This window comes from Nocardioides sp., from assembly GCF_036503465.1.
Taxonomy (GTDB): Bacteria; Actinomycetota; Actinomycetes; order Propionibacteriales; family Nocardioidaceae; genus Nocardioides.
The window spans coordinates 1-3,204 of sequence record NZ_DASXWU010000002.1 but is presented as its reverse complement, the minus strand read 5'-3'; the positions used below and the strand labels follow the sequence as shown (position 1 = coordinate 3,204).

Annotated in this window: 2 protein-coding genes; one reads left to right on the top strand and one right to left on the bottom strand. The window is 70.5% G+C overall.

Annotation, left to right across the window (positions count from 1 at the left end):
* Positions 1-2,013, bottom strand: a 2,013-nt coding sequence (locus tag VGK78_RS00050; RefSeq protein WP_331525207.1) for an AAA family ATPase, incomplete at its 3' end; no start/stop codon positions are given.
* Positions 2,014-2,224: 211 nt separating this feature from the next.
* Between VGK78_RS00050 and VGK78_RS00045 the strand changes: the two genes are divergently transcribed.
* Entirely contained in the window at positions 2,225-3,037 is an 813-nt protein-coding gene (locus tag VGK78_RS00045; RefSeq protein WP_331525206.1) for an electron transfer flavoprotein subunit beta/FixA family protein, read from the top strand.
* Positions 3,038-3,204 lie beyond the last annotated feature (167 nt).

Genomic DNA, 3,204 nt, shown 5'->3' with positions numbered 1-3,204 from the left:
GCCACCGGCGTTGGCCAGCTTGGTCGCCGCCTTGTGGGCGAGCTCGCGTCCGTGGTCGTCGAGGGGTCCCAGCTCGCGGCGGTAGCGGACCGCCTGCTCGAGGTGATAGCCGTGGATCTCCTCGAACTCGGTCTCGCGACCACGCTCCCGGTTGACCCGTTCGGCCCAGCCGACGAACTGCTCGTGGAACGTCGCCCGAGCCCGCTTCAGCAGGCTCGAGTACGTCGCGTCGCGCACCAGGACGTGGTGGAAGCGATAGACGTCGTCCTCCCCGCTGTCGGTCGCCGGGCGGATGAACTGCTTGGTGCGCAGCGTCTGCAGGTGGTTGCCGACCTCCTGGCTCAGCACCTCGGGCACCAGGTGGTGGACGGCGGGCGCCGGGAACTGCAGCCCGATCACCGAGGCCGGCTCGATCACGGCGCGCTCGGGCTGCGAGAGGGCGTCGAGTCGGGCCGAGAGCAGCGCCGCGATCGTCGGGGGCACCACGACGTCGTCGCCTTCGGACGCCGGCCGGTCGCGCAGCATCGACACCAGCTGCTCGACGTACAGCGGGTTGCCCTCGGCGGCGGTGACCACGCGCTGCCGCGTCTCCTCCGAGAGGCTCGCCGGGCCGAGCTGCTGGTCGATGATCGACTCGACGGCCTCCGCGTCTAGCGGCCCGAGCTCCACCCGTGAGCTCGCAGTCGCCTCCCACCACTCCTGGTGCACGTCTGCCATCTCCGGGCGGGCCGAGCAGAGCACCAGGATCGGGCGGGGCGTCGGCGACTCGACGACGTGGGTGAGCAGGTCGAGGAACGTCGCCTCCGCCGAGTGGATGTCGTCGACCACGAGCACCAGCGGGCGGGCCGACGCCTGCCCCTCGAACAGCTTCCGCGCGCCCCAGAAGATCTCGGTCACCGGGAAGTCCCGTGTGGACAGTCCGATCGCCGACGCGACGCGGTCCACCACTGCCGCGCGGTCGGGATCGGTGTCAGGCAGCAGGTCGGCGATCTTGCTCCTCGCCTCGTCGGCCGAGTCGTCCTCGACGACTCCGGCGGCGTCCCGGCTGATCTCGACCAGAGGCCAGAACGTGATGCCGTCGCCGTACGCGAGGCAGCGGCCGCGCAGCACGCCCGCGTCGTCGGACACGGCCTCCACGAAGTCGTCGATCAGCCGGCTCTTGCCCAGGCCCGCCTCGCCGACCACGGTGAGCAGGCGCGGCCTGCCCTCGGCGACCACGGCGTCGTACGTCTCACGCAGCCGCCGCGTCTCGCGGTCGCGGCCGAGCACCGGGGTGCGCGTAGTGGACGCGGGCGTGGCGACGTCGTGGACGTCGATCAACCGGTACGCCGGCACCGGCTCGGGCTTGCCCTTGAGGGTGAGCATCACCTGCTCGACCTCGACGTGGTGCTGGACCAGCTGGTGGGTCACCTCACCGATCAGGACCTCGCCAGCGGGTGCGTTCTGCTCCAGGCGGGCCGCGACGTTGACGGCGTCGCCGGTCGCGAGGTTCTGGTCGGCGGTCGGATCGGTGTTCGCCACGATCTCGCCGGTGTTCACGCCGGTGCGGACCGTGACCTGCACGCCGTAGAACCGCTGGAACTCGGCGTTCAGCTCGGCGAGCACGACCTGCATCCCGTGGGCGGCGCGCACCGCACGTAGGGCGTCGTCCTCGTGGGCCCGGATGCGCCCGAAGACGGCCATGATCGCGTCGCCGACGTTCTTCTCGACCTCACCGCCGTGACGGCGGATCTGGGTGGCCATCGCGGAGAAGTAGCGGGACTTGATCTCGTTCATCGCCTCGGCGTCGATGGAGCCGGTGAGCGCGGTGGAGTCCTTGAGGTCGGTGAAGAGGAGCGTGACCGTCTTGCGGATCTCGCGGGCGGGCAGGCGTGCCTCGACCGGGGCCGCCACAGGTGCGGGCGCCGCCGGGGCATCGGCCGCGTCCTGGGCGAGAGGAGTCCCGCAGTATCCGCACAGGCGGAACTTGGCCGGATTCTCCTCCCCACAGGACGGGCACAGGACCACGTCCACGCACGGAGGATATCGCCGGGGCCCGCGGAGCCTCGCGAGCGAACGTCCCGACGCCGGCTGACCGTGACAGTGTCACTGTGAGCGATGCCACCGCGGCCTGAGTACCTGTGCTCTCGCAGCTCCCGGTAGCGTGACGAGCACACCCCATATCTGCCCCTAGCTGCTAGCTGCACCCAGCTGCATGGAGAAGCACAGGAGGGCCGTCCCGGCCATGAAGATCGCTGTCTGCGTGAAGTACGTGCCTGACGCCACGGGTGACCGGCACTTCGAGGACGACAAGACCGTCGACCGCGTGGGCGTGGACGGGCTGCTGTCCGAGCTGGACGAGTACGCCGTCGAGCAGGCGCTCCAGATCAAGGAGAAGGCCGAGAACCCCGAGGACGTCGAGGTGACCGCGCTCTGCATCGGTCCGGAGCAGGCCGTCGACGCGGTGCGCAAGGCGCTGCAGATGGGTGCAGACCGCGGAGTGCACGTGGTGGACGACGCGATCGCCGGCTCCGACGCGATCGCGACCTCGCTGGTGCTGGCGAAGGCGATCGAGCGCGGTGGAGGCGACGGCGGCGGCACGGCGTACGACCTGGTGATGTGCGGCATGGCGTCCACCGACGGCTCGATGAGCGTGGTGCCGGCGATGCTCGCGGAGCGTCTCTCGCTGCCGCAGCTGACGCTGGCGTCGAAGGTCGAGACCCAGGGCGACCAGGTCCGCATCCAGCGCGACGGTGACGTCGCCACCGAGGTCGTCGGCGGCACGATGCCGCTGGTGATCTCGGTGACCGACCAGTCCGGTGAGGCGCGCTACCCGTCGTTCAAGGGGATCATGGCGGCGAAGAAGAAGCCGCTCGAGACGCTGTCGCTGTCCGACCTCGGGGTCGACGCCGGCGACGTGGGGCTGTCCGTGGCCTTCACCGAGGTGGAGGACACCACCGCCCGGCCGCCGCGTGAGGCCGGCGAGATCGTCAAGGACGAGGAGGGCTCGGGCGCCAAGGCGCTGGCCGACTTCCTCGCGACCAACAAGTTCATCTGAGGAGCGCGTCCACATGTCCGAGATCCTGGTGGTGGTCGACCACGCCGACGGCCCTGATGGTGTGGCGGTCAAGAAGCCGACGTACGAGATGCTCACCCTGGCCGCCCGCATCGGCGAGCCGTCCGCGGTGTTCCTGGGCCCGAAGGACCAGGGCTCCGAGGTGGCCG

Bases quoted from the DNA above. Each gene is read 5' to 3' on its own strand.
- VGK78_RS00045 (WP_331525206.1), top strand. From the start codon at position 2,225: ATGAAGATCGCTGTCTGCGTGAAGTACGTGCCTGACGCCACGGGTGAC.